The organism is Spirosoma endbachense, from assembly GCF_010233585.1.
Lineage (GTDB): Bacteria > Bacteroidota > Bacteroidia > Cytophagales > Spirosomataceae > Spirosoma > Spirosoma endbachense.
The window spans coordinates 1,065,477-1,083,979 of the sequence record NZ_CP045997.1 but is presented as its reverse complement, the minus strand read 5'-3'; the positions used below and the strand labels follow the sequence as shown (position 1 = coordinate 1,083,979).

19 protein-coding genes are annotated in these 18,503 nt (G+C 47.1%); 10 read left to right on the top strand and 9 right to left on the bottom strand.

Features of this window, described 5'->3' with window-relative positions; translation table 11 throughout:
* Positions 1–159: 159 nt before the first annotated feature.
* The gene (locus GJR95_RS04400; RefSeq protein ID WP_162384727.1) at positions 160–2,820 is read left to right on the top strand and encodes a hybrid sensor histidine kinase/response regulator transcription factor; all 2,661 of its coding nucleotides are present in this window, start codon (positions 160–162) and stop codon (positions 2,818–2,820) included.
* Between the two features lie 12 nt (positions 2,821–2,832).
* On the opposite strand, the gene GJR95_RS04395 is transcribed toward GJR95_RS04400, so the two are convergent.
* Positions 2,833–3,687, bottom strand: a complete 855-nt coding sequence (locus GJR95_RS04395) for an Rpn family recombination-promoting nuclease/putative transposase (RefSeq protein WP_162384726.1) — start codon at positions 3,685–3,687, stop codon at positions 2,833–2,835.
* Here GJR95_RS04395 and GJR95_RS04390 point away from each other — a divergent pair.
* Together GJR95_RS04390 and GJR95_RS04385 are read left to right on the top strand one after the other, a co-directional pair.
* A complete protein-coding gene (locus GJR95_RS04390; protein WP_162384725.1) occupies positions 3,686–3,859 on the top strand; it encodes a hypothetical protein in 174 nt (57 codons plus the stop codon). The genes GJR95_RS04395 and GJR95_RS04390 overlap by 2 nt on opposite strands.
* The gene (locus GJR95_RS04385; RefSeq protein WP_162384724.1) at positions 3,856–3,993 is read left to right on the top strand and encodes a helix-turn-helix domain-containing protein; all 138 of its coding nucleotides are present in this window, start codon (positions 3,856–3,858) and stop codon (positions 3,991–3,993) included. Before GJR95_RS04390 ends, GJR95_RS04385 begins: the two co-directional genes overlap by 4 nt.
* Before the next feature lie 271 nt (positions 3,994–4,264).
* On the opposite strand, the gene GJR95_RS04380 is transcribed toward GJR95_RS04385, so the two are convergent.
* Genes GJR95_RS04380 through GJR95_RS04370 form a run of 3 tightly spaced genes read right to left on the bottom strand, consistent with a single transcriptional unit; the run spans position 4,265 to position 6,759 of the window.
* Positions 4,265–5,071, bottom strand: coding sequence for a helix-turn-helix domain-containing protein (locus tag GJR95_RS04380; RefSeq protein WP_162384723.1), 807 nt, complete (start codon positions 5,069–5,071; stop codon positions 4,265–4,267).
* Entirely contained in the window at positions 5,068–5,724 is a 657-nt protein-coding gene (locus GJR95_RS04375; protein WP_162384722.1) for an NAD-dependent epimerase/dehydratase family protein, read from the bottom strand. The genes GJR95_RS04380 and GJR95_RS04375 overlap by 4 nt, the downstream gene beginning before the upstream one ends.
* A gap of 6 nt (positions 5,725–5,730) precedes the next feature.
* Positions 5,731–6,759: an SDR family oxidoreductase gene (locus GJR95_RS04370; protein WP_162384721.1), complete on the bottom strand. Its 1,029-nt coding sequence runs from the start codon at positions 6,757–6,759 to the stop codon at positions 5,731–5,733.
* Positions 6,760–7,179: 420 nt separating this feature from the next.
* Here GJR95_RS04370 and GJR95_RS42010 point away from each other — a divergent pair, with 420 nt between their 5' ends.
* From GJR95_RS42010 to GJR95_RS04355, 4 genes are all read left to right on the top strand, one after another.
* Positions 7,180–7,596 carry an IS110 family transposase gene (locus GJR95_RS42010; RefSeq protein ID WP_262889756.1) on the top strand — a complete coding sequence of 139 codons (417 nt, stop codon included), beginning with the start codon at positions 7,180–7,182 and terminating at the stop codon, positions 7,594–7,596.
* A complete protein-coding gene (locus GJR95_RS42485; protein ID WP_262889755.1) occupies positions 7,553–8,290 on the top strand; it encodes a transposase in 738 nt (245 codons plus the stop codon). Before GJR95_RS42010 ends, GJR95_RS42485 begins: the two co-directional genes overlap by 44 nt.
* 433 nt (positions 8,291–8,723) lie before the next feature.
* On the top strand, positions 8,724–9,440 hold the full coding sequence (locus GJR95_RS04360; protein ID WP_162384720.1) for a TonB-dependent receptor plug domain-containing protein: 717 nt from the start codon (positions 8,724–8,726) through the stop codon (positions 9,438–9,440).
* A gap of 75 nt (positions 9,441–9,515) precedes the next feature.
* Positions 9,516–11,243 (top strand): SusC/RagA family TonB-linked outer membrane protein, encoded by a 1,728-nt coding sequence (locus GJR95_RS04355; protein WP_162384719.1) that lies wholly within the window; start codon positions 9,516–9,518, stop codon positions 11,241–11,243.
* A gap of 17 nt (positions 11,244–11,260) precedes the next feature.
* Here the strand turns inward: GJR95_RS04355 and GJR95_RS04350 are convergent, their stop codons facing one another.
* The 5 genes from GJR95_RS04350 to GJR95_RS04330 form a co-directional block, all read right to left on the bottom strand.
* The gene (locus tag GJR95_RS04350; RefSeq protein ID WP_162384718.1) at positions 11,261–11,665 is read right to left on the bottom strand and encodes a VOC family protein; all 405 of its coding nucleotides are present in this window, start codon (positions 11,663–11,665) and stop codon (positions 11,261–11,263) included.
* 257 nt (positions 11,666–11,922) lie between these two features.
* Positions 11,923–12,843, bottom strand: coding sequence for a helix-turn-helix domain-containing protein (locus GJR95_RS04345; protein WP_162384717.1), 921 nt, complete (start codon positions 12,841–12,843; stop codon positions 11,923–11,925).
* Between the two features lie 63 nt (positions 12,844–12,906).
* Entirely contained in the window at positions 12,907–13,815 is a 909-nt protein-coding gene (locus GJR95_RS04340; RefSeq protein ID WP_162384716.1) for an SDR family NAD(P)-dependent oxidoreductase, read from the bottom strand.
* 156 nt (positions 13,816–13,971) lie between these two features.
* Positions 13,972–14,436, bottom strand: a complete 465-nt coding sequence (locus tag GJR95_RS04335) for a nuclear transport factor 2 family protein (RefSeq protein WP_162384715.1) — start codon at positions 14,434–14,436, stop codon at positions 13,972–13,974.
* Positions 14,437–14,604: 168 nt separating this feature from the next.
* Positions 14,605–15,450: an alpha/beta hydrolase gene (locus GJR95_RS04330; protein WP_162384714.1), complete on the bottom strand. Its 846-nt coding sequence runs from the start codon at positions 15,448–15,450 to the stop codon at positions 14,605–14,607.
* Between the two features lie 121 nt (positions 15,451–15,571).
* Between GJR95_RS04330 and GJR95_RS04325 the strand changes: the two genes are divergently transcribed.
* The 3 genes from GJR95_RS04325 (at position 15,572) to GJR95_RS04315 (ending at position 18,497) form a co-directional block, all read left to right on the top strand.
* Positions 15,572–16,156, top strand: coding sequence for a Crp/Fnr family transcriptional regulator (locus GJR95_RS04325; RefSeq protein ID WP_162384713.1), 585 nt, complete (start codon positions 15,572–15,574; stop codon positions 16,154–16,156).
* A gap of 42 nt (positions 16,157–16,198) precedes the next feature.
* Positions 16,199–17,563 (top strand): FAD-dependent oxidoreductase, encoded by a 1,365-nt coding sequence (locus tag GJR95_RS04320; protein ID WP_162384712.1) that lies wholly within the window; start codon positions 16,199–16,201, stop codon positions 17,561–17,563.
* 295 nt (positions 17,564–17,858) lie between these two features.
* Complete coding sequence (locus tag GJR95_RS04315; protein WP_162384711.1) at positions 17,859–18,497, top strand: RNA polymerase sigma factor; 639 nt, start codon at positions 17,859–17,861, stop codon at positions 18,495–18,497.
* Positions 18,498–18,503 lie beyond the last annotated feature (6 nt).

Here is an 18,503-nt window from a genome sequence, read left to right as displayed (position 1 = left end):
TGAAAAACGACTAAAGGGTTGCTATACAAATATATCGGTAGCTCAAATAAAGAACAAAATAAATGGTAATGATTCAATTGAGGCTTTTGCGAAGATCATGCGGGTAACCTCTGGGTGGGTGCTGATGGCGGTGGCCTGAAACGGCTGAATCGGCAAACGATGACCTTCCAGCCGATTACTCCGGACCCGTTGGGGAAGACCAAATTTACGGGTAGCTTACTCATTTCCATCAATGAAGACCATGACCAGAATGTCTGGATTTGTACCGAAGAGGGTGGCCTGAATCGGTACGACCTGCGCACTAACCGGTTTTCGCATTATTTCAACGAGCCAACTATCAAACAGGACCTGGTTGTCATCTTCACCGATAGCAAAGATCGATTGTGGATTGGCAAAAAGGGACTCTACCTCTACAACCGGATTCGCGACCGCTTCGAGTTGTATCCCAATAAAGCGGGTCTAACGAATGAGTTTATCAAAGGTATTCTGGAGGATAAGAAAGGGAACCTCTGGATTTCGTCGTCGAATGGATTGACCCAGTTTAACCCGGACACCCAATCCTTCCGAAAATTTAATCCTCGCGATGGCTTGCAGGGATTGGAGTTTGAGGATAATTCCTGCCTGATGACCCGCGATGGCACCCTATTCTTTGGGGGAGTCAATGGGTTCAATACGTTCAAACCGGAGCAGCTTAATATCAATCGGTTTGTGCCACCCGTTTACGTGGCGGAGTTTCAGGTCTCAAACCATAACGTTGGGGTTGGTTCGGAAGACTCGCCGTTGACAAAAGACATCAGTTATACGGATGAAATTCAATTGGACTACGATCAGTCTACGTTTTCCCTGCTGTTTTCGGCCCTCAACTTTGTCGTTCCCGAAAACAATCAATACGCCTATAAACTCGACAGACTTGAAGATAACTGGATTACCGCCGGTACGGAGCGACGGGCCAGCTACACGAATCTTCAGCCAGGGGATTATACCTTTCAGGTGAAAGCGTCCAACAATGACTATGTCTGGAACAAACAGCCCCGAACCATTCACATTGTTATTTCGCCCCCGTTCTGGGCAACCTGGTGGTTCCAGCTACTGGTGCTGATCCTGGTTCTGTATGGTGTGTTTGCTTTTTTCGAGTTCAGACGCAAACTTGAATTGAAGGCTACTCTGGAAAAACAACAAAATGAGCTGTACCAGCTTCAACTACAGTTCTTTACCAACATTAGCCACGAGTTTCGGACGCCACTCAGCCTGATTCTGGGACCGCTGGAACGGATCAGGAACATAAACCCCGACCAGGAATTTGCGCACTACTACAATACCATTTACCGGAACGCCAATCGATTGATGAGCCTGATTAACGAGCTAATGGATTTTCGGAAAGTGGAGACGGGGGCGCTGAAGTTGAAAGTAAAACCGGGTGATTTACGCCAGTTCCTGAATGGGCTAGTTGATGAGTTCAAAGACTTTTCCAGTCAAAAGCAGGTCACGCTTCACGTTCGGGATAGCGGTGATTATGGGCAAGTTTGGTTTGACAGCAACGTGCTAGAGAAAATCATCCTGAATTTGCTCAACAACTCGTTTAAATACACCGGACAAAATGGGGTGATTACCGTAGACGTGTTTTCGTCACTAACTGATTTTCAGCCAACCTTCACCAATAAACTGGCCTTTGAAGAGCCGAAACGGGCAGGCAATTATGTCTATATCCGCATTGCTGACAATGGGATTGGTATTTCGAAAGAATCCATTACCCATCTGTTCGAACGGTATTTCCGGATCAGTCCGGCGCATCTGGGGTCGGGCATTGGGCTGGCGTTCGTTAAAAGCCTGACGGCACTGCACAAAGGCGATATCTATGTGTACAGCGAGCGGAATGAGGGTGCCGAAATTATTGTGGGTATTCCTGCTGATGAAACCAGCTATGACAATGCCGAAAAGCTATCCAATGTGATCTACGATGGGGGTGTTGATCTGGAGTCGGGCACGATGTCGTTTTTTGCCGATACGGTGACCATTGACCCCGCCGAAGATGCTGCTCCAACTCTTGGGAAAGATAAACGGGAAAGTATACTGTTCGTGGATGATAATGCTGAGTTGCGCCAGTTTCTGCGCGACACCTTGCAGACCAAATACCAAATCTACGAAGCCGAAGAAGGCAATGCGGCTTTTGAGATGGTCCGGCAAATTAACCCTGACCTCATCGTCAGCGACGTCATGATGCCGAGTGTCAATGGCATTGAGTTTTGTAAACGCATCAAAACCAACTTTGAAACCAGCCATATTCCGTTTCTGATGTTAACCGGGCGTGATTCGCTGGAAGCCAAAATTGAGGGGGTGGGTTCAGGCGCCGATATTTACCTGTCGAAGCCGATCAGCGTAGACCTGCTCATGCTGACGATCCGGAATATTCTGGAGCAGAAGAAAAAGTCAAAAGAGCGCTACCTGAGCGATTATTATACGGAAGCGCGTGGCCTGGTCAGTTCGGAGAAAGACAAAGACCTGCTGGACAAACTGAATCAGGTCATGGAAGAAAACCTGATGAATCCCGAACTGGACGTTGAGTTCCTTTGCAGCGCCATTGGGGTGAGCAAAACGAGCTTATTCCAGAAGATTAAAAGCATTACTGGCCAGTCGATTGTCGAATTCATCCGCACCTTCCGACTGAAAAAATCCGTCCAGCTCATGACCGAAGAAGATGTACCGCTCAGCGACGTAGCCTACCGGGTCAGCTTTCAGGACCCTTCCTATTTCAGTAAAGTATTCAAGAAAGAGTTTGGTAAATCGCCGAGTCAATTTCTGGACAGTTTGAAGAGGAAGTGAAGGGGAATACTGCTAACTGGCAGATAGATTTCGTTGAATGTAAAGAACAAAATCCATTGAAACACCGCTATCTTCAGCTATTTCGTCAAGGGTAAGTTTTCCCCGCCTTAAGGCTTTTGTAACAGTCTCAATTTCTTTCTGTTCGACTGCTTCCCGAATCTTTTGTTTTTCAGCTTTTACTGCTTCGGCATTGGCTGCTGTCACACGCGCAAAATAGGCACGCTCTTCGGGTGTCATCTTACGCGTATCCAGTTCATCAATTGCTCGCTTAAGCCATTCCTCATCCCAAAAAGCCGGGTACTGCGTGGGCTCGGTCGTGTGGAGCGTCTTCATGGTATAAACCAGTTTCTCTAGATCAGTTTCTATTTCAGCGACTTGCTTAGTAAACTTAGCCAATTCTACGATGATAAACGTCATTTGGTGGTCAATGATTTCATTCTGTTGGCTCCGTAAATTGGCTATTGTATGAAAATGAGCCGTTGGCAGAATGTTCTTTTCCAGAATCGCAATAGCATAAAGTTTGGGTAAGTTAGCATAATCGAACTCGCCCCGTTCCACTAGGGTATTGAACTTGTGCAAAGCATAGAATTTCAGGCGTTGCACAAAATGCGGTGCCTGCCCTAATTGCATCTCGACAATGAACTGATTGCCATTTTCGTCGGTGCAGGCTAGGTCAAAAATGCCACTTCTACTGTCGACAGTAAGTGCCTCGAACGAATTTTTATCAAACTTGACTTCTCGGATGCGCGTATCAGATTTGATAAGTGCCTGTAATGCTATTCGAAGGAATAAACTGTCAGCTTCATTACCGAAAGTGGTTTTAAAGCCGTAATCTGAAATAATAGGAATGTATATACTATTCTCCATGAAGCAAAGTTATCGGAAACGCTTAAAAAGCCTACTTGTAAGCCACTTGCCTCACCTGAAAGAATTCGGGGTGAGCAAAACGAGCTTATTCCAGAAGATTAAAAGCATTACTGGCCAGTCGATTGTCGAATTCATCCGCACCTTCCGGCTGAAAAATCCGTCCAGCTCATGACCGAAGAAGATGTACCGCTCAGCGACGTAGCCTACCGGGTCAGCTTTCAGGACCCTTCCTATTTCAGTAAAGTATTCAAGAAAGAGTTTGGTAAATCGCCGAGTCAATTTCTAGACAGTTTGAAGAGGAAGTAAAGGACTTAGAAGCTAGTTAACAGTACCTAATATCTGATTTGTAGTCAAGTTCAGCCAAGACTGTCGTATGCACCCCAATTTAGCATGACAGATAAATAGTTGTCGTACGAAATGAATGTATTTTGAGAATATAAATCCTGTGGCTTTAATCTGTTTGTGGCAGTAATCAGGTGTCAGGTGAATTGGGCGGCAGTGGCCGATCGTTGGCATGCCAGTCGCGTCTAGTACAAAGGCTTAGTCAAGCCCTTCAGCCGCCATTAGTCTCATCTTGTTAGCAGCGGATAAGCATCCCCTGTTCATAAAGCGTTGTTGCGGTTGTTCCAAACTCCTTTTTAAACACAAACGAAAAATGCGACAAATCTTCGAAGCCTAAATCCTGGTAGATATCGGTGGGTTTGTGGCCCTTTTCTTCAATCAGGAAACGGGCTTCCTGCAACCGCCGTTTCACTAGCCAACGATTGGGCGTTTCATCAAAGATACTTTTGAAATCTCGTTTGAAGGCCGACAAACTGCGCCCGGTCAGAAAGGCAAAGCGTTCCAGATTTACGTTGAATTTATAATTCTTTTGCATAAATGCTTCCAGATCTACCCGGCCCGGAACCCCATAATCGAACAATATATCCGACAAGTCGGGATGCAATGCCAATAGGATAAGCAGCAATTCTTCTCGTTTTAAGTCAGAAAAAGTGGCGCTGACCATTCCGGACTCATTGTAATAAGGCTCGAGCGACAGCAGAAAGCTGTTGAGTAGTTTGTCTTTTTTGAGCCGGATAAAAGCGTCCCTGGATGAGTGCTTTTGAAACGTTATGATGTGCTTTTTCTGGAAATTTTTTAAAAAGGATTCATCAAAAATGAAGACGACTTTTTCAAACTCGTTATTCTCTTTTACTTTGTTATAGCGGGCCAGTCTGTTTTTGCGAACCAGGCAGCTTTCACCGGGCCTAAGTATATAGTGTTTAGTGCCGTCATATCCGTTCATGAGTCCTTTTGCCAGAAATATAAAGAAATGTTCGGCAACGAATTGCTCTGGTGAAAGAGCAGGGCCAACAAAACACGATTTTATTTCCGTTATTTTCATGGCTTCGCCTGCAATTTTATATCCTGTACTTCTAAAATAGCTTTATCGTATCCTCTGGATACGCAGTTAATCATGGCCAGACCTACTTCCCGCATGGTACAGGTCCAATTGGGTAAAATGGATAGCCATAAAGGATTTAACGCTTCGAAAACGCGATAAATCAGCCGAACGTTCTGCTGCCCTTTGACCGGTTTCATAAAGCCAGGACGAAAATTGTACACCGCTTTAAACGGTAGTTTCAGCAACGCATTTTCGGTTCGCCCTTTTACTCTGGCCCACATTACGTTTCCCCGCTCGGTGCTATCGGTACGGTTTCCCGAAACATAAATGAAAACCAGTTGCGAATTGATGTCGGAAAGCGTTTTGGCAAACGGAACCACAAAATCATACGTCTTTTTTGTAAACGATGCTTCATTTTCGCCAACCGCACTGGCACCGGCACAAAAAAAGCAAGCATCATAGTTTTTCAGGCGCTCACTGTAATTTTTGATTTCTGAAAAATCAGTTACGATCAGCTCGTTTAGCTTTTCGTGTTTACGGCCCAGTGGCCTTCTGTTAATGACCAGCACTTCGGTCACTACAGGGTTTTCCAGGCAAACCAGCAAAACGCCTTCGCCAACTAATCCGGCAGCACCGGTAATGATTAGTTTCATAGCTGTTTAGTTGACAATACTTAATTTGATTAAACTAGTCGCCGTCGCCAAAATGGCGTCTTCGGTAGAGCGAGGCTTCCAGCCTAATTGGGTAATTGCTTTTTCACTGCTTGCTCTTTTGATCATGCCTAAATACGGTTCAACCGCTTTCAGTTTCGGAATGAATAGGGCCAACAGTTTAATGAGCCAATTCGGTAATTCTCTGGTTGGAACTTTCGCTGCTTTTTCTCCCAGATTTTTTCTGAGCACATTGGCCGTATCCAACAGAGAAAATCCTTCGCCTGCCACTGCTATAAAGCGTTGCCCGCTTGCCTGGGGCATGGTCATGGCTTTCACATGCAAGTCGGCAACGTCACGGACATCTACGTAGCCCGAAATTAGCTTAGGACAGGCTTTCATATCCCCATTCAGCATTTGTTTGATATTCTGAATGGAATGCGAAAAATCGTCCGACAAAACGGGGCCCAGCACTCCGGTAGGATTGACCACGGCCAGTTCCATTCCGGCACCTTCATTTTTGATAAAATCCCAGGCTGCTTTTTCAGAAATGGTTTTCGATTTTTGATAGGGGAATACCGTATCGTTCAACACTGTCCAGTCTTCCTCTGTATACGGCGTGGTTTTTACGGTACCAAACCCCACGGCACCAAAAGCCGACGTAAGTACCACTCGTTTTACGCCCTCTTTTTTAGCTGCCCGCAACACAAAAAGGACCCCATTTCTTGCCGGGACAACGAAATCATCCTCCGTTTTTGCCTCCGTATGCGGTGTTGGTGAAGCGACGTGTATAACATACTGGCAGCCTTTGGTTGCTTTTTCCCAACTTGGTTCATTCTGTAAATCAGCTTCTACGAATGATAAATCGTCGACGGAATGAAGACCGCCTTGTTTGAGCATTTGTTTTACCAATTCAGCTTTTTTAAGTGAACGCAGTGTAGCTTTTACTTTATACCCCTCCCTGAGCAAAGCCATGATGCAATAAGTAGCAATAAAGCCCGAACCTCCCGTTACCAATACGGTTTGTTTATTTTCCATTTTATGATTGACATGTTGATACGGCAAAGTTCAATCATGAAACGGGATGTTAGTTTGTTAAAAAGTCCAAAGTTGATTGTTGAAAAGGCCAATTATTTCTAAACTATACCAAGGATGCAGCGGTGTACTGTTGGCGGCTGGTATGCCAACGGTCGGCCGCTCATATCTTTGTTTTGATTGGAGGTTGTTCGAAAAAGTGCAATTTTTGAGTAAGACCTGACACAGGTAGCCAGTACCTCGGGTCGGCCGCTGAGACACCCTCCGGTGATCTTGATTAGGCTGGTTGTGCTGGCTCCCTTGTCGCTTTCCAATAAGCTCCGACAGTACCCATAGACGCGGCTTGAAGCCGTTATCTGCCATCGATGTGCCAGGGCCAGGAAAGTAGTCAGGTTCATGTTTCACTTTTTTATCCCCTTTGTTATGACTTCTTTTCTACGGTACTGCGTGGGGCTGGACATCAGCAAAGACACGCTTCAGGTTTGTTTATCGGTGATGGAGTCCACAGGCCGTGTAACGGTCAAGGGAACAACCAAACTACCCAATAAATCCACTGGCTTTGCCACCTTAATTACTTGGGTAGCCCGTCATCGTAAGCTTGACTTACCCTTGACATACCTTATGGAGTCCACAGGGGTCTATCACGAAGCGGTTGCCTGGTATCTCCATCAGCAGGATCAACCGGTCAGTATTCTCTTACCCAACAAGGCTAAGTACTATCTCAAGAGTCTGGGCTACAACCGGGCAGCCGGCGCTGTCCAAGAACGACAAAATCGACGCCCAAGGTTTGTCCCGCATGGGTCTGGAACAGCAACTGCCGGTCTGGAAACCGCTGTCTAAAAATCTTTATGCCCTTCGTCTATTAACCCGACAGCACCAGCGATTGCAGGAATTAAAGACCCAATCTACCAATCAGCAACATGCCCTATCTCATAGCGCCTTTGATAATGGCTTTATCACCAAGCAACTCACTAACCTGGTCAATGTATATGACCAACAACTGACCGCTTTGGAGCAAGCCATTGCTCAACTCATTGAGGAAGACCCCATCCTCAAACCCCGCATCGAGGGCTTAGTCAAGATCAAAGGTCTTGCCCTGTTATCGGTAGCGGTGCTGATAGCCGAAACTAACGGCTTCGAGGGCTTCACCAATCAGCGGCACCTAGTGAGTTATGCAGGCTACGATGTGGTAGAGAACCAGTCTGGTAACCATACCGGCAAAACCCGCATCTCCAAGAAGGGTAACAGCCGCCTTCGTCGAATCCTGCACATGCCCGCCTTCAATGCCGTTCGCTTCAAGGAGCCAACTTGTAAAGCCCTGTATGATCGGGTCTACGAACGGAGCGGCATCAAGATGAAAGCTTACGTGGCCGTTCAGAAGCGATTACTGCTAATGACCTACGCCTTGTGGCGTCACGGAGTCGACTATGACCCTGAGTATTTGGCGAACCGAGCCGAGAAGGATAAAAAAATAGTCCCGACCGGCGGGACTACACAGGATCAATTAGCCGAAGCCGAGTTGTCCTACTTGTAGTCCAAAGATAGGAAAAAAATCCTATCTCAAAAGTTGCTTTTCACGACAGTACCAACCACCCAGTTCCCTTGACACTTCTCCTCGCTAGATTCTTGCCAGTTCACTGTCTCTTTAAACGCCCGTGGCTGTAGAACGGACTTGTCGATCCCTAGTTTAAGACTTTTCTTAGTCGGATAAGAAGCAACAATACTCCGAAGAGATGACCGGAATTAATTAGTTTTTCCATTGGTCATCTTCCCGGTTAGCCTATAAAATGCCTCCCAAAACAGCTCTGAGCCATTTTTAGCCAGTCGAAGCGAAATTCGCAAATAGCTGAAAATGTCTAAAATTACCAGAAATAAGCCTAAATCTCCATCTCATTTGCTACCGTTCGACTGAAATTTGTCCTACTTAATTCAGGGAAATTCCAGTTTAAATAAACCCAATGGTTGCAATGAAAAACCTATACCTGTTCGTATGGATGGGGCTTATTCTACTTTCCGTTTTGGAAAGCCTGGCCCAAAAATTGGTCGTAAAGGGGAACGTAAAAGATACTGATGGCCATGAATTGCCCGGTGTCAACGTGGTGGTGAAAGGTAGTTCGCAGGGGACCACTACCGACGGTAGTGGAGCGTATACAATCAGCGTCGATCAGACAGATGCTACGTTAGTCTTCTCCTTCGTCGGATATCAGGCGAAGGAAGAAAAACCCGGAAGCCGGGCGGTTCTGAACGTCGTGCTGAGCACCGACGACAAAACCCTGAATGAAGTGGTGGTGGTGGGTTACGGAACGCAGCGGAAAAGTGATATTACAGGCTCCATTGGCTCGGTCTCAGCCAAAGAATTAAGAAGCTTTCCGGTAGCTCGGGTCGATCAGGCGTTACAGGGCCGGTCGCCGGGTGTGGTGGTGCAGAATAATGATGCTTCCCCCAATGCCAGCGTTAGCATTCGGATACGCGGCAGTAACTCCATCAATGGGTCGAACGATCCACTGGTTGTGATCAACGGCTTTATCGGGGGTGATCTGTCGTCCGTGAATCCAAACGACATTGAAAATATTGAAGTGCTGAAAGATGCGTCGGCAACGGCTATCTACGGCTCACGCGGTGCTAACGGCGTACTGCTGATTACCACCAAAAAAGAGCAACTGGCAAGCCCGTTGTTCAGATAAACACCTTTGTGGGATCGCAGTCGCTTCGAAAAAAGCTGGACTTATTGCCCGCTGGTCAATATGCCGAATCTGTGAATGCCAACCGGCAGGAGATCGGGGCTAATCCGGTCTATTCAGCCGCTGAAGTTAACGGCTCAGATCATGGGTGCCGCCCGCCTGATCGACGATGAAGAGAGTTATTACATCAATATGAAGGGAACAGGTGGTGTGGGCGACGCGCAGGCAGGTATTACCAACCGCCGACGGATGCTGTTGCAAAACACCAACCAGCTAACGTACCAGAAAACCATTGGTACTGCACATAACCTGTCGATTACCGCCGTGTATGAACAGCAGCGTGAAGAATATAACGACAATTTTGCTGGCTCTAAAGGTTTCAATACTGATGCGCTGACGTACAATAACTTAGGCTTTGGTAACTCGCCCTATTATCCATCCTCAAACCGGACAAGCAAGACGATTCAATCGGTGATGGGCCGGATTAATTACGCCTACAATGATCGCTACCTGCTCAGCTTTACCAGCCGCTACGACGGGGCTTCGGTATTTGGTCAGGACCATAAGTGGGGCTTTTTCCCGTCGGCAGCCGCGGCCTGGCGGATCAGCAATGAAGACTTCTTCAAAAACGTTTCGCAGATCAGCAATCTGAAACTGAGGGTTAGTTATGGTCTGACCGGTAGCCAGGGTGTAGCGCCCTATACATCACTGGATCAACTAAATACCTATTCGGCTTACTCCATCAACGGCTCGACGCTATCGCCCGGGGTTACATTGGGCGTACAGGGAAACCCAGACTTACGTTGGAAAAAAACAGCCCAAATGGACCTTGGTCTTGATGTTGGGTTGTTGAATAATCGCATTGAGTTCACCGTCGATCTCTACCGTAAAAAAACAAGCGATCTTCTATTGAACGTACCACTTCCGCTCACCTCAGGCTATACGTCGGTGCTGAGAAATGTGGGGCAGGTAGAAAACAAAGGAATCGAACTAAGTTTGGGCGGAACACCCGTGCGGGGATCCTTCACCTGGAATTCGAATGCCAATCTAGCCATCAATCAGAATAAAGTACTTGCCCTGTCGGGTGGGGACGAAATTACGCTGGGTGCACCGGGCTTACCCAATTTTGACAATACCATTTTTCTGACGGTTGGTCAGCCGATGGGTGTATTGAAAGGATACAGTCAGAATGGCACCTGGGGTACAACTGAAGCCGATCAGGCAGCCAAATACGGTGCCATTCCCGGCTCGCCTAAATACGTCGATCAGAATAACGACGGGGTGATCAACGACAAGGATATTACCTCGATGGGCACTACGTTCCCAAAATTCACCTACGGCTGGACGAACACATTTTCCTATAGCAATTTCGATTTGAACGTATTTATCCAGGGTGTTTCGGGAAACCAGATCTGCAACTTGTCTCGTGTGTACATGGACCGCACCTCATCGGATGCCGATGCAACCAGTACCCGAATTCTGGATCGCTGGACGCCAGATCATCAGAATACGAACGTACCGTCTTTCGCTGGAACGAATAAGTCCGAACTGCTCCAATCGAACCGGTGGCTGGAAAATGGTTCGTACCTGCGGGTCAAAACGATTACGTTAGGCTACAACCTGCCTAAGGCGATTGCTAACGTGGCCAAAATTAAAGCGGCCCGGCTTTATGTCAGCGGGGTTAACCTGATTACGGTGACGAAATACACCGGCTATGATCCGGAAGCCCGTACCGGCGTAGACACGTTCGGAGGCATCGATCTGGCCACCTGCCGGATCAAAGCAAGGGATAAAAAGAGAGATTAAATGGGCGCTTAGTGCGACTACCCATCAAACTTTTTAAGCGCTTCTGTAGTAACCGGGGTGAAGAAGTTAACCAGATTGCCATCTGGATCCCGAAACAGCAACGACCGGTTTCCCCAGGGCATGGTCGTTGGCTTCTGAACAATTCGCTCGCCTAAAATAGCAACTAGCCTCTGATAATCAGCATCTACATCATCAACCCGAAACTCGATAATAGCCGAGTGGTTGTCGGCAGGTTTTGCTACGGTGTCTCCTCCGAACAGCTGCAAAGTCCGTGTACTTCCGATCGCTAAAGTGGCCGAAGGCGTATGCAACTCGGCGAAATCATCGGTATACTGCGTTACTGGCATACCTGTAACCTGCTCGTAAAACCGAATAAGCGGTTTGATATCTGTGGTAATAATCCGAACGGAGGCTAAATTCATAGGGCATCTGAGTTTTTAAATGATACAAAATAAAGCACAGCCACTGACAGCCCTATGTCAGTAGAAATTTTGTATCCACTTAGTTTTACCCGATCCTGATTGAGTTTATCGAATTATTTACGCGAGTTTTTCGCCAGAATTCATACTCATACAGGCCATGCAGCGGCTTAGCGCAACGGCCGGTATACCGGAGCGAGACGTAGCTACCAGCTATTTATGAGACAAATCCATAAGATGGAACAATCGTTGAAAATCTGTTAATTGAACGAACGTCTGAAGGCCAATGGCGAAAGGTTAGTTTTCGTTTTGAACAGTTTACTAAAGGATTGTGCGTGCTCAAATCCTAAAGCGTAAGCCACTTCCTGTACCGTTAAATTGGTAGTAGACAGATTCTCTTTTGCCTTTTCAATCAGTTTATCATGAATATATTGCTGGGCATTTTGCCCGATCAAGGACCGCAGCATATCACTTAAATAACTGGGCGATAAGTTTACGTGTTCTGCCAGATAGCCGACCGTAGGCAATCCCTGGCTCAACGAGGTTTTATTGGTAAAATAGTGATCCAGTATCTCTTCCAGCTTTTGGAGAAGATCATGGTTTACCGCTTTTCGGGTAATGAACTGCCGTTTGTAGAAGCGATTCGCATAGTTCAGCAACAACTCAATTTGAGAAATAACAACGTTCTGGCTGAAGTCGTCGATCCGGCTGGCTAATTCCTTTTCGATCATTTTAAAGATCTCAAAGAGCGTTACTTTTTCAGCTTCTGAAAGATGCAACGTTTCATTGGTTGAATACGAGAAGAAGCCATACTGCCTGATGTTTTTGGCCAGAGGATACCCTAAAAAGAAATCCGGATGAATCAGCAACGTATACTCGGAACACGCGCTGATATCGTTGTCATGACTGCCGATAACCTGGCCTGGAGAAGCGAATAATAAACCACCTTCATCAAAATCATAATAACTCTGGCCGTACTTTAATTTGCCGTTCAGTTTTGGTTTGTAAGCTATTTTATAAAAGCCCAGCACATGATGGTGGGTAATTCTGGACTCATCGACCTGAGTATAGGAGCCGTTGATCAAACTGACCAACGGGTGCTGCGGCTTAAGTAAACCAAAGGCCCGGTGCGCATCGGCCAGGGATTCAATTTTTTTTGGGCTATTTTCTTCTTTGTTCATCCCTCAGTACATAAAAAATGATAACCGATACTCGTTAAACTATCGGTTATCACGGCTGTTTTATCAAGCAATTTCACTGGTTGCGAGTTCCTTATCTGGATTACCCTGAGCTGAATTGGAAAGTTCTTCCCACGCTTCCCAGGTAGCTAATCGCTCTGTATAGGCCTGACGCACCCAGGGCAAATTATGGCTGCCCAGAAAGAACCGTAACGGAGGATTTTCTGCATCAACAACGTTGAAAAGTGCTTCAGGCGTTGCATCCGGATCACCTTTCTCCAGGTTTGTTAACGTCTCGAAAAACTGTGCCTTAAAATCTGTGTAGATGTCGTGGCCTTGTGCGAACTTCAAGGATTCCCGACTTCCAAACTCGGTGGCATAGGCGCCCGGTTCGATGATGGTTACGTCAATCCCGAACGATTTAACTTCCTCAGCCAGGCTTTCGTGGATGGCTTCAAATGCCCATTTTGACGAAGCGTAGTAGCCGATCACCGGTAAGGTTACATGACCCAGATTGCTCGATGTGCCGAGAATGTGCCCGCTGCCCTGCTTTCTCAATAACGGCAAGGCCGCCTGAATAACAGAAACCGGCCCAATGATATTGGTTTCATAAAGGGCACGAATATCATCCGCGCGGGCCTCCTCTATGGTGCCAACCAGTGCATAACCAGCATTATTGAAAACAATATCAAGCCTGCCGAAGTGAGCGTAAGCTTGCTCTACGGCTGTTTTTACCTGCTCGGGCCGGGTCACGTCAAGCTCCAGGGTAAGCACGTCTTCACCATATTTTTCGTTCAGGTCGGCAATGCGTTCCAATTTGCGTGCGGTAGCTGCCACCTTGTCGCCACGCTTCAGGGCAGCATCAGCCCACACACGTCCAAACCCGCGGGAAGCGCCCGTGATGAACCAGACTTTAGGCGATTTTACAGGAATTTCCTCAGTTTTAAGGCTTGCCTTTTCATTCAGATGTATCATGTTTTATAACGTTTAATGATACGTCAAAGGTCAGGCTATCCAATTCGTTACCTGTAGTCTAATTGAGGGGATTTGTAGTCAAAATGAGAAAATGATCAGGGTTCAAATACGATCTTTTTTTAGCCAAAAGTAAGTCGTTTCCCCGAAATCGTTAACTTAAGATGGACTGGAAGGTCGTTTATCGGTCCAGTCAATGATGAGCTTGCGCTCAGCAAAGAGCCATTGTCCTTCTTTTCGCACATACATGTCGTCATAGCGAATGCCCATGACCATCAACATCCGCTGTCCGTTTTCGACCCAGCTATGATGGGCCAGACAGTAGACTTCACCCCTGGCTCGGTCACCATCGAGTGCTACGGTATGCTGACCATTAACATGTTGGGTCACATCGTACGTTTTCAGGTCAGCAAAGCCAGCCAGTAACGCCTGTTTACCCTGTATGGTTGTAACCGGCTCCTGTTGATCTGGTTCGCCCTCATAGATGACGATCCTTGCGTCTTCGGTAAAAAGATCTGCCTGCCGGTGGGTTTCCCGGCGATCAGCGTAGCGGGCATAGGCATCGACCAGGGTCCGGATGGACTGCTGATCAGTCGTTTCGTGAGATTGTTCCTTGAATGTCATAGCTATTATAAATGGGTTAATTGCGGTGTTATTGATCAACTTAATGTTACTTTTGATACGAAGGAATTCCCGTTCAGGAAAGTGAATTGGCAACTTCAGACCTTTGGCGTTTATCGAGTATTCGATACAAACCACCCCGACCAACAGCTTAACTCGTGTACCGGAAAGCTATTCCAGTTTCAGCGCCTTATTCGCTGTATTTTTCGTAACAAATCGGTCCATTTGTGCCAGGGCTTCCTGGGCTCCTCTCGTGCTGATATCCAGAAATGGCCATACATGCTGCTCCCCTGGGAATAATTGTAGCTGGGCCTCAACGCCTGCCTGGATCAACCGTTTATGCAGGGTGACAGAATCGTCCTCCAGGATTTCATGAGTGCCACATAAGATCAATACCGATGATAAGCCGGAAAACGAACCCTGAATGGGGAAGACTAAGGGGTTATCTAATGCGGAAGGTGCATACAACTGCGCGGCTTCCAGCAGGAATACTCGCGATAATATGGTATCGACAGCTTTATTCCGGGTGTAACTTGGCAGTTGACAGCGTAAATCCACCCAGGGCGAAATCAGGATACTGTATTGCGGTAGGGACCTTTTCGTTTGCTGTAAGACAAGCTGGGTTGCCATCGCCAGATTTCCCCCGGCACTGTCCCCAATCAGGCCAAAGTTAACCATTGGGTAACGATCGCAGAAAGCCCGAATAACGGCCACACAATCCTGAAGACCGGTGGGAAAGGGGCTCTCCGGTGCCAGCCGATACTCAATGAGGAGAATCTTTCGGTTCAGATGTTGGGCCAGGTAACTCACCAGGGCAGCGTGGGAATTGATCGATCCAAAAATAAAGCCACCCCCATGGATGAAAAAGATAACTTCATCCATGGGGGCATTGATCGGGAAAAACCAGCTACAGGCGATCCCGGCAAGCATTATATCGGCACGATGGATGTTTTTGGCCGGGGGATAAAGTGCACCAAGTGATTCAAAGCCCAGACGACCCTCATTTAGCTGTATCATGGACTTCCGGGATTTGTTCACAAAACACGAACTTACCTGGGAGAAAAAAATTAAGATATCTTAGTTTTTTGCTGAATCGGGATGTGCGATTTTTGTGAGTTTTACTCGTAATCTTATTGTCATGTCGGTCAACAGCCTTTTGGAAAACGTCAGGCGTTATACGTCACTAACTGCGGAAGAAGAAGCTCAATTTTGCACGTTGTTCACCGTCAAAAGCCTCAAACGAAAAGAGGCCCTTTTGCAAGCGGGTACTATTTGTCAGCATGAATACTACGTAAAGGCTGGTTGTTTGCGGACTTATTTTCTGGATACCAAGGGCATTGAGCATACTATCTATTTTGCGATCGAGGACTGGTGGATCTCCGATTTATATAGTCGAACCCATTCCGCCCCTTCCCTGGTAAATATCGTAGCCGTTGAGGATTCGGAGCTTTATCAGGTCAGTCATCTGGACCTGGAGGAGTTTATGAGAAAAACCCCGGCCATGGAGCGGTTTTTCCGACTATCCTATCAGCAATCGCTGGTTAGTCAACACCTGCGAAGCATGCAGATGTTGTCCATGAGTGGTCAGGAGCGGTATGTCCACTTCCGCGAGCAGTATCCGCAACTGGTCAATCGCATACCCCAGAAACACATCGCTACCTTTATCGGGTTAACTCCTCAATTTTTTAATACCATCCACTCAAAAGTCTTACGAGCGGAATAGAAGGCAATTGTTCGTACTTCGTTTACTTTAATCCTGTCAGTGATGAAATCAATCCATAGCTCGTATGATGCCCTAATCATTGGTTTTGGTAAAGGGGGCAAGACACTGGCTGCTTATCTGGCCAATCAAGGCTGGCGGGTGGCACTGGTTGAACAGTCTCCACTCATGTATGGGGGCACCTGCATCAATATTGCCTGCATACCCACCAAATCGCTAATCCATAATGCCGAACTTGGCAAGCCCTATACCGAATCGATTCATGAAAAGGATCAACTGACCGCAGCCCTTCGGCAACGAAATTTCAACATGGTCGACCAATCACCCAATGCCACGGTGATCACCGGGAAAGCCTCGTTCGTGTCTTCCCATCAGGTTTCTGTTCGACTGACGGATACGCAGGAAGATATCCTAATCGAAGCCGAGCGGATTTTTATTAACACAGGCGCTAAACCCATTATTCCGGCTATTTCCGGCCTTCAGCAAAGCCAGCGGGTATTTACCAGTACAACCCTCATCGGGCAGACCCAGCTCCCTGCCAGGCTGGTTATAATTGGTGGAGGCTATATTGCGCTGGAGTTTGCCAGTATGTACGCCCAATATGGCTCGAAGGTCACCATTCTGGATCGATCTACCCAATTCTTACCAAATGAGGATCGGGATATGGCTGATGCAGTCATGGCTGTTCTAGTGAGCAAAGGCATCCGGATCGAGCAGGCAGTGAACGTAGACGAAATTATTCCTGACGGCGGAGATCGTCAGGACACGGTTGTCTATCACACCCAGGCAGGTGATAGACAGGAAGTTCAGGCCTCCGCCATTCTGGTGGCTACTGGCCGACAACCGTATACGGAAGGATTGAATCTATCGGCAGCAGGTATAGACCTGGATGCGAAAGGGTATATTCGGGTTAATGAATACCTGCAGACCAACGTTCCGCACATCTGGGCCATTGGCGATGTAAATGGTGGGCCCCAGTTTACGTATGTATCCCTGGACGATTATCGAATCATCCGAAGCCAGTTCTTCAACTACAAGCCGCATACACTTCTTGATCGCAACCTGGTAGCCTTCAGTTTATTTACCAGCCCTCCCTTTTCTCATGTCGGTCTGCGCGAACAGGAAGCCCTGGCCAAAGGATATCTCATCAAAGTAGCCACCTTACCGGCCGCTTCGATCACGCGCGCTCAGATTTTAAATGAAACGGAAGGTCTGTTGAAATGCATTGTCGATGCGGATACGGATCAAATTCTGGGCTGTACTTTACTTTGTGCGAACTCGAGTGAATTGATCAATCTGGTTCAACTGGCTATGCGTGCCAGATTCGATTATACCGTATTGCGGGATACAATTTACACCCACCCAAGCATGAGTGAAGGCCTAAACGACTTATTCGCCAGGGTGCTATAAAGCTTGAATGATACCTTCTGCTCCCAAAAAGACATATAGCTTAACTAACCGCGAATACGTCACCAGTTGTATTGACCAGGATTTCAATAGGATCTTGTTTGTCATGTCTGGCCGTTGGTTTAGGCAATGGCCCAAACAGGTGGTGTAAACAACGAGCGAACGATGAAGAATCGGGCGTAACTTTATTTGTATAATACTGAGTATTATTTGAATTATCTCACCTATTAACGAGTGTATACGATTTCGTCGGGACGTGTCAGACAATTTATCGAATCGCTCTTAATGGGAAGAGATCATGCTGAAACTCAACATAGGCCAGCAAGCGCAAAATACGTGGGAGAAAACGGACGAAACCCTGCTCTGGCAACAGTTCAGGGAAGGCCAGCAGGATGCTTTTCAGGGGCTGGTGCAGCACTTTTACCGTGAACTACACTTCTATGGTGGCCGCTTCACCCGCGATTCTGATTTGCTGAAAGACTGTTTGCAAGACCTGTTTCTGGATTTGTGGATTTACCGGCACAAGATTGTGCAAACGCCCTATATTCGGCCTTATCTCTACAAATCCTTACGGCGAAAAATCTACCGGGAAGTGATGCGCCATTCGGCCGTTGTCAGTGATGATAATGTCCCGTTCGATGATGTATGTTCTGAAGAAATTACAGCCGAACAAGCCCTGATTCGCACTGAACTGTCTGAATATCAAACCGCTCGCCTAAACGCGCTATTAGCAACCCTGTCTGATCGACAGCGGGAAGCCATTCACCTGAAGTTCTATGCTGAATTATCGAACGATGAAATCGCCGATATACTGGCGGTTAACAAACAATCGGTGGCGAATCTCCTACATCGTGGGTTAACCCGTTTACGGGAAAGCTGGCCGTCCTTGCTGGCATTGGTCGGAAGCTGGTTGTTGAACGAGTGGTTTCCTAAATAATCTGGC

What these genes read in the sequence shown, in the direction of transcription:
- GJR95_RS04400 (WP_162384727.1), top strand. Translation starts at nt 160, where the DNA reads ATGACCTTCCAGCCGATTACTCCGGACCCGTTGGGGAAGACCAAATTT.
- GJR95_RS04390 (WP_162384725.1), top strand. Translation starts at nt 3,686, where the DNA reads ATGAAGCAAAGTTATCGGAAACGCTTAAAAAGCCTACTTGTAAGCCAC.
- GJR95_RS04395 (WP_162384726.1), bottom strand. Translation starts at nt 3,687, where the DNA reads ATGGAGAATAGTATATACATTCCTATTATTTCAGATTACGGCTTTAAA.
- GJR95_RS04385 (WP_162384724.1), top strand. Translation starts at nt 3,856, where the DNA reads ATGACCGAAGAAGATGTACCGCTCAGCGACGTAGCCTACCGGGTCAGC.
- GJR95_RS04380 (WP_162384723.1), bottom strand. Translation starts at nt 5,071, where the DNA reads ATGAAAATAACGGAAATAAAATCGTGTTTTGTTGGCCCTGCTCTTTCA.
- GJR95_RS04375 (WP_162384722.1), bottom strand. Translation starts at nt 5,724, where the DNA reads ATGAAACTAATCATTACCGGTGCTGCCGGATTAGTTGGCGAAGGCGTT.
- GJR95_RS04370 (WP_162384721.1), bottom strand. Translation starts at nt 6,759, where the DNA reads ATGGAAAATAAACAAACCGTATTGGTAACGGGAGGTTCGGGCTTTATT.
- GJR95_RS42010 (WP_262889756.1), top strand. Translation starts at nt 7,180, where the DNA reads ATGACTTCTTTTCTACGGTACTGCGTGGGGCTGGACATCAGCAAAGAC.
- GJR95_RS42485 (WP_262889755.1), top strand. Translation starts at nt 7,553, where the DNA reads ATGGGTCTGGAACAGCAACTGCCGGTCTGGAAACCGCTGTCTAAAAAT.
- GJR95_RS04360 (WP_162384720.1), top strand. Translation starts at nt 8,724, where the DNA reads ATGAAAAACCTATACCTGTTCGTATGGATGGGGCTTATTCTACTTTCC.
- GJR95_RS04355 (WP_162384719.1), top strand. Translation starts at nt 9,516, where the DNA reads ATGCCAACCGGCAGGAGATCGGGGCTAATCCGGTCTATTCAGCCGCTG.
- GJR95_RS04350 (WP_162384718.1), bottom strand. Translation starts at nt 11,665, where the DNA reads ATGAATTTAGCCTCCGTTCGGATTATTACCACAGATATCAAACCGCTT.
- GJR95_RS04345 (WP_162384717.1), bottom strand. Translation starts at nt 12,843, where the DNA reads ATGAACAAAGAAGAAAATAGCCCAAAAAAAATTGAATCCCTGGCCGAT.
- GJR95_RS04340 (WP_162384716.1), bottom strand. Translation starts at nt 13,815, where the DNA reads ATGATACATCTGAATGAAAAGGCAAGCCTTAAAACTGAGGAAATTCCT.
- GJR95_RS04335 (WP_162384715.1), bottom strand. Translation starts at nt 14,436, where the DNA reads ATGACATTCAAGGAACAATCTCACGAAACGACTGATCAGCAGTCCATC.
- GJR95_RS04330 (WP_162384714.1), bottom strand. Translation starts at nt 15,450, where the DNA reads ATGATACAGCTAAATGAGGGTCGTCTGGGCTTTGAATCACTTGGTGCA.
- GJR95_RS04325 (WP_162384713.1), top strand. Translation starts at nt 15,572, where the DNA reads ATGTCGGTCAACAGCCTTTTGGAAAACGTCAGGCGTTATACGTCACTA.
- GJR95_RS04320 (WP_162384712.1), top strand. Translation starts at nt 16,199, where the DNA reads ATGAAATCAATCCATAGCTCGTATGATGCCCTAATCATTGGTTTTGGT.
- GJR95_RS04315 (WP_162384711.1), top strand. Translation starts at nt 17,859, where the DNA reads ATGCTGAAACTCAACATAGGCCAGCAAGCGCAAAATACGTGGGAGAAA.